The sequence below is a fragment of the Mycolicibacter acidiphilus genome (assembly GCF_018455725.1).
Classification (GTDB): domain Bacteria; phylum Actinomycetota; class Actinomycetes; order Mycobacteriales; family Mycobacteriaceae; genus Mycobacterium; species Mycobacterium acidiphilum.
The window spans coordinates 49,427-55,426 of sequence record NZ_JAHCLR010000043.1 but is presented as its reverse complement, the minus strand read 5'-3'; the positions used below and the strand labels follow the sequence as shown (position 1 = coordinate 55,426).

General features: G+C 70.4%; 7 protein-coding genes. 2 read left to right on the top strand and 5 right to left on the bottom strand.

The window, feature by feature from the left end; all coding sequences use genetic code 11:
• Nucleotides 1-88: 88 nt before the first annotated feature.
• A complete protein-coding gene (locus KIH27_RS17865) occupies nucleotides 89-1,081 on the bottom strand; it encodes a stage II sporulation protein M (protein ID WP_214094308.1) in 993 nt (330 codons plus the stop codon).
• A 45-nt stretch (nucleotides 1,082-1,126) separates the two neighbouring features.
• On the opposite strand from KIH27_RS17865, the gene KIH27_RS17860 reads away from it, so the two are divergent.
• Complete coding sequence (locus tag KIH27_RS17860; RefSeq protein ID WP_214094307.1) at nucleotides 1,127-1,939, top strand: RDD family protein; 813 nt, start codon at nucleotides 1,127-1,129, stop codon at nucleotides 1,937-1,939.
• Between the two features lie 89 nt (nucleotides 1,940-2,028).
• Nucleotides 2,029-2,772, top strand: a complete 744-nt coding sequence (locus KIH27_RS17855; RefSeq protein ID WP_214094306.1) for a PadR family transcriptional regulator — start codon at nucleotides 2,029-2,031, stop codon at nucleotides 2,770-2,772.
• A gap of 49 nt (nucleotides 2,773-2,821) precedes the next feature.
• On the opposite strand, the gene KIH27_RS17850 is transcribed toward KIH27_RS17855, so the two are convergent.
• The 4 genes from KIH27_RS17850 to KIH27_RS17835 form a co-directional block, all read right to left on the bottom strand.
• Nucleotides 2,822-3,535: an HNH endonuclease family protein gene (locus KIH27_RS17850; RefSeq protein WP_307856928.1), complete on the bottom strand. Its 714-nt coding sequence runs from the start codon at nucleotides 3,533-3,535 to the stop codon at nucleotides 2,822-2,824.
• Nucleotides 3,536-3,572: 37 nt separating this feature from the next.
• Nucleotides 3,573-5,090: a glycerol kinase GlpK gene (gene glpK, locus KIH27_RS17845; RefSeq protein ID WP_214094305.1), complete on the bottom strand. Its 1,518-nt coding sequence runs from the start codon at nucleotides 5,088-5,090 to the stop codon at nucleotides 3,573-3,575.
• Nucleotides 5,091-5,219: 129 nt separating this feature from the next.
• The gene (locus KIH27_RS17840) at nucleotides 5,220-5,438 is read right to left on the bottom strand and encodes a hypothetical protein (RefSeq protein ID WP_214094304.1); all 219 of its coding nucleotides are present in this window, start codon (nucleotides 5,436-5,438) and stop codon (nucleotides 5,220-5,222) included.
• A gap of 62 nt (nucleotides 5,439-5,500) precedes the next feature.
• On the bottom strand, nucleotides 5,501-5,941 hold the full coding sequence (locus KIH27_RS17835) for a hypothetical protein (RefSeq protein ID WP_214094303.1): 441 nt from the start codon (nucleotides 5,939-5,941) through the stop codon (nucleotides 5,501-5,503).
• Nucleotides 5,942-6,000 lie beyond the last annotated feature (59 nt).

Sequence of the window (6,000 nt, the reverse complement as noted above, 5' to 3'; positions counted from 1 at the left end):
TCACCTAACTACCGATTTTGCAACAGCCCGCGACCTGGGCGGATGCCGGTGAAGTCTGCACGGTCGCGGGGTTCGGGAGGTGGGGAGCTCAGGAGGTGGGGACGACGTCCGGGGCGTCGGCGAGGTCGCCGGACTCACCCGCGGCGGCGGCCCGGCGGCCGAAGTGCACGACGTAGCCCAGGAACAGCGCCTCGGCCAGCACCCCGATCGCGATCCGCAACCAGGTGGGCAGCCCGGACGGCGTGACCAGCGCCTCGATCAGCCCCGAGACGCCGAGCACCGCCACCAGACCGACGGCCACCGCCACCACGGCCCGGCCCTGCTCGGCGAGCACCTGCCCGCGGGGCCGGTCGCCGGGCGCGATCACCAGCCAGCCCAGCCGCATGCCGACCGCACCGGCCAGGAACACCGCGGTGAGCTCCAGCAGGCCGTGCGGGAGGAGCAACCCGAGCATGAATCCGCCCTGCCCGGCGTGGAACATCAGCCCCAGCGCCACCCCCAGGTTCGCGGCGTTGTTGAACAGCAGCCACGGGATCGGCAGCCCCAGCAGGATCGAGAACGCGATGGCCCGTGCCGCCACCCAGGAGTTGTTCACCCAGACCTGCAGCGCGAACGACCCGGCCGGATGGTCGCTGTAGTACGAAGCGAAATCGTGGTTGACCAGTTCGTCGATCTCGGCGGGCGTGCCGATCGCGGCCTGCACGTCGGGGTTGCCCGCCACCCAGCAGCCGATCACCACCGCGACGGCCAGGAACACCGCGGCCGTCGCCAGCCACCACCGCCAGGCCCGGTAGGCGACCACCGGGAACGACACCGTCCAGAATCGGACGAACTCGCCGGCCAGCGGGGCGTGCGCACCGGTGACGGCAGCCCGCGAGCGAGCCACCAGGGCGGTCAGCCGACCGATCAGGGCCGGCTCCGACGACGCCGATCGCAGCACCGACAGCTGGGTGGACACCCGCTGGTAGAGGTCGACGAGTTCATCGACCTCGGCGCCGGTGAGCCGGCGTCGGTTGCCGACCAACTGGTCGAGCCGCACCCAATCGCCGCGATGGGCCACCGTGAAGGCGTCGACGTCCACGTCGTCGAGCCTATCGGCGCCGGGCCGGCGGGTACCGTCTGCGCTATGGCCGACCGCAACCCGCCGCTGGTGACCGGCGACGCCGTCGTCCTCGACATCGCGATCGCGCAGTTGCCGGTGCGGGCGGTCAGCGCCGCGATCGACATCGGCGTCGTCGCGACGGGATACCTCCTCGCACTGCTGCTCTGGTCGTTCACGGTCTTCCGGTTCGACGAGGCGCTGAGCGCCGCGATCCTGATCATCTTCACGGTGCTGCTGCTGGTGGGATATCCGGTGATCTTCGAGACCGTGACCCGGGGCCGGACGCTGGGCAAGATCGCGATGGGGTTGCGGGTGGTCTCCGACGACGGCAGCCCGGAACGGTTCCGTCAGGCGCTGTTTCGGGCGCTGGCGGCGGTGCTGGAGATCTGGTTGCTGGTCGGCAGCCCGGCGGTGATCAGCAGCTTGCTGTCGGCCCGGGGTAAACGCCTCGGCGACATCTTCGCGGGCACGGTCGTGGTCAGCGAACGCGGCCCGACCCCGGTGCCGCCGCCGACGATGCCACCGGCGCTGGCGTGGTGGGCGTCGTCGTTGCAGCTGTCTGCCCTGCGACCGGCATCCGCGGAGGTTGCCCGGCAATTCCTTTCCCGGGCAGCGCAATTGGATCCGCACACCCGGCAGATGATGGCGTATCGGATCTCCGGTGAGGTGCTGGCGCAGATCTCGCCGCCCCCGCCGCCGGATGCCCCGCCGGAGGCGGTGCTGGCCGCGATGCTCGCCGAACGGCATCAGCGCGCGCTGGCCCGGGTGCGCCCCGGCCCGGTGTTGCCCTACCCGGTACCGCCGCCGGCCGGGGGCGGGTTCGCACCGCCGGGCTGACAATCTCACCGTTGCATCTCGATAGCTCTCGATATATCGTCACTGTATCGAGAGCGATGGACGCTCCGTTTTTCCAACACGAGGTGACGATGAACAACCCCTTCGGTCCGCCCGACGGACCTTTCCCCGCAGGCGATTTCGGGATCGGCCCGGCCCCCGAGCAACTCCGCGCCGCCCGTCGGCAAGCCCGACGTGACTTCCGCCGACGGGTGCACGACCACACCGGCGAGCACTGCCCACCGCTCGGCTTCGGTTTCGGTCCCGGCCCCAATCCCGGCTTCCGGCACGGGTTCGGACCCGGCTTCGGCCCCGGCTTCGGCCCCGGTTTCGGTCCCGGGGGCCCCGGCTTCGGTTTCGGTCCGGGCGGGCACCGCGGACACCGGCGCGGTGGCCGCAGCCGCCGCGGCGACGTGCGGGTCGCGATCCTGGCGCTGCTGGCCGAACGCCCGATGCACGGCTACGAGATCATCTCCCAGATCGCCGACCGCAGTCAGGGACTGTGGCGACCGAGCCCCGGCTCGGTGTACCCCACCCTGCAGATGCTGGTCGATGAGGGTCTGATCAGCGGCAGCGAAACAGACCGCAAGAAGCGGCTTTTCGAGCTGACCAACGACGGCCGGTCGGCCGCCGAGAAGATCGAGACCCCGCCCTGGGAGGCGATCGCCGACGACGCCGACCCGGGCCAGCTCAGCCTGCGCACCGCGATGGGCCAACTCTTCGGCGCGGCGGGGCAAGCGGCTCAGGCCGCCACGCCCGAACAGCAGGAGCGCATCGTCAGCATCCTCAACGGCGCCCGCAAGGAGATCTACGGCATCCTCGGCGAGGCCGATTAGGCGATTTCGGCGCGGTTCTGCCCGCTCAGCGAGCAGAACCGCGCCGAAATCAACAGTTACGCAGCACCCGGCGCATCGCGGTCTTCTCGTTCGCCGACACCCACAGCCCGTAGTCGGTCTTCACCGCCACCTGGCGGGCGACGAAGTCACATTCGAACGCCCGGTTCGGCGGCAGCCACCCGGCGGCGTCACGAAACGCCTTGTCGAAGTTGGGTTGGGCGCCGACCGCGAGCAGGTTGCGCGGATCGTTGGCGAAGTTCCGGCGCCTTGTGTCGTCCCAGGACCGGGCGCCCTTGTACCAGGCGTCGGCCAGCGCCACCACATGGTCGACCTGCACGGATTCGGACGTGTCCGGCCCGCGGACGAATGCGATGGTCTGCCCGGTGTACGGGTCGTGCAGGACGCCGCGTGCCACCAGGCAGGTGCCGCGGCGCAGTTCCACCTGGGTCAGGTCCCGGCGCAGGATGTCGTCGCGGGTGTTGCAGCCGTTGTGCCCGAACTCGACGTCGACGTCGTCGCTCCAGCGCTCACCGAACCGGTAGCGTTTGAAGTCCTGCACCCGGTCCCAGCCCTGCACCGGCAGCGCCTCCAACTGCCGGCGGGCGGTGTCGTAGGCCGGATTCCCCGCTGCCGCAGTCGGTTCCGGGTGCCACGTCGGTGACGATCCGAAACCCTGGTTCTGCCACCACGCCCAGCCGACCGCGGCGACCGCAATCACCGCGACGACACCGGCGGCCCGCAGCCCCCGGCGCCGGGCCGGCACAGAGGACCTGCTGCGTCGCGGCAGGGTCACGACGACGTCAGTCGAGGTCGACCCAGTCGAGGGTGCGCTGCACCGCCTTTCGCCAGCCCGCGTACCCGGTGGCACGCTGGTCGGCGGTCCAGGTCGGCGTCCACCGGCGGTCCTCCTGCCAGTTCGCCCGCAGATCGGCCTCACCCTTCCAGAACCCGACCCCAAGCCCGGCGGCGTAGGCGGCGCCGAGCGCGGTGGTCTCGGCGACCACCGGCTTGACCACGTCGACGCCGAGCACATCGGCCTGGATCTGCATGCACAGCTGGTTGGCGGTGATCCCGCCGTCGACCTTCAGAACCCCAAGGCGCACACCGGAATCCGCCTCCATCGCCTCGGCGACGTCCCGGCTCTGGTAGCAGATCGCCTCCAGGGTGGCGCGGGCCAGGTGCGCATTGGTGTTGAACCGCGACATCCCGACGATCGCACCGCGGGCATCGGATCGCCAGTACGGCGCGAACAGCCCGGAGAACGCCGGCACGAAGTACATTCCGCCGTTGTCCTCGACCTGGCGGGCCAGCGACTCGACCTGGGTGGCGCCGCTGATGATCCCCAACTGGTCCCGCAGCCACTGCACGGCCGAACCGGTGACCGCGATCGAACCCTCCAGTGCGTAAACGGGTTTCGCATCGCCGAACTGATAGCACACCGTGGTCAGCAGGCCGTTGTTGGAACGGACGATCTGCTCACCGGTGTTGAGCAGCAGGAAGTTGCCGGTGCCGTAGGTGTTCTTGGCCTCACCCGCCGACAGACACACCTGGCCGACCATCGCGGCCTGCTGATCGCCGAGGATGCCGGTGATCGGCACCTCGCCGTGGACCGGGCCGGTACTGACACTCAAGCCGTGACCCCGTCGCGACGACGACGCGGTGATGCGCGGCAGCATCTGCCGGGGAATCGAGAACAGCGCCAGCAGTTCGTCGTCCCAGTCCAGCGTCTCCAGGTTCATCAGCATGGTGCGGCTGGCGTTGGTGACGTCGGTCAGGTGCACCCCGCCGCGCGGTCCGCCGGTGAGGTTCCACAGCACCCAGGTGTCGCAGGTCCCGAAGATCGCCTCGCCGCGCTCCGCTGCCTCACGCACCCCGTCGACGTTGTCGAGGATCCACTGCAGCTTCCCGGCGGAGAAGTAGGTGGCCGGCGGCAGCCCGGCCTTGCGCCGGATCACCTCGCCGTGGCCGTCGCGCTCCAGTTGCGCGGCGATCAGGTCGGTTCGGGTGTCCTGCCAGACGATCGCGTTGTGGTACGGCTGCCCGGTGGTGCGGTTCCACACCACGGTCGTCTCGCGCTGGTTGGCGATGCCGAGCGCCGCCAGGTCGGCGGCGACGAGCTTGGTGGTGTTGAGCGCGGACACCAGCACGGCCGCAGTGTGGTTCCACAACTCGAACGGATCGTGCTCCACCCAGCCGGCCCGCGGCAGGATCTGCTCGTGCTCCAGCTGATGACGGCCCACCTCGGCCCCGTCATGGTCGAAGATGATGCATCGGGTGCTGGTGGTGCCCTGGTCGATCGACGCGACGAAATCAGCCAAGTCCCCGCCTCCCGTCGCCCGGTGATTACCGCCTCTCCGGCTCCATCATGGCCCAGCCGGAGCACGCACCCCGGCTATCCCACGGCTTCGGAGCGTCCCGGTGGTAGCGCCCGGGCCGCGTCCAGGGCATCACCGACGACCCGGCGGCAGCGGCTGCGGGTTGAGGAAGATCGGGCCGGGCTCGTCGGGCCCCGGTGGCCGGACCCAGTCGCACCCGTCGTCGCAGGGTTCCACCGGGAGGTACGGGCGATCGGGTTCGACCGCCCCCGGTTCGACCGGCTGCGGATCCGGCCCTCGCGGATCGGCCTGCGCATGCCCGGCGCCCGAGAGCAGGAGCGCTGCGGCCACGGTCGCACTGCCCGCAGCGATTCTTCCGATGGTGTACATGGTGGTTCCTCCACTCTTTCCGATCAACCCAGTTGACAGGTCTCGCGCGACGCCCGGAAGAAGTGGCCGGTGTCGGTGTCGCTGCAGGTGATGCCGGTGAGCTGGCTGACGCAGTCGACGGGCGGCACCGATCGGCTCTGGCCGTAGTCGAGGGTGGCGGCCGGCGCCCACGGCGCCGGGTGACACGTGAGCGCGGCGGGACTGCCGGCGTTGAGCACCAGGGTCTCCGGCGGGCGGCCGTCGGGGCAGTACGACGGCGGCAGCGGCGATGACCAACTGTGGTCGCGGACGACGCAGTAGACGAACGCTCCGGGGCCGGTGTCGGTGGCATGCAGATCGCAGACGATGTTGCCCGACGGCGACTGGAAGACATACTCGCTGCGAGTGGCCTGCGCCGCGGCGGCGGCAGTCATCGCGACGGCGACCGGCAGTGTTGCGACCGTCGCGATCGCGCCGCACCTCATCGTGTCCCGCGGTTTCGGTGGTGCGGTTCGTGGACCGTGGCGAGGGCACCGGGAGCCCG

Coding starts and splice junctions, on each gene's coding strand:
- KIH27_RS17860 (WP_214094307.1), top strand. CDS start 1,127: ATGGCCGACCGCAACCCGCCGCTGGTGACCGGCGACGCCGTCGTCCTC.
- KIH27_RS17855 (WP_214094306.1), top strand. CDS start 2,029: ATGAACAACCCCTTCGGTCCGCCCGACGGACCTTTCCCCGCAGGCGAT.
- KIH27_RS17835 (WP_214094303.1), bottom strand. CDS start 5,941: ATGAGGTGCGGCGCGATCGCGACGGTCGCAACACTGCCGGTCGCCGTC.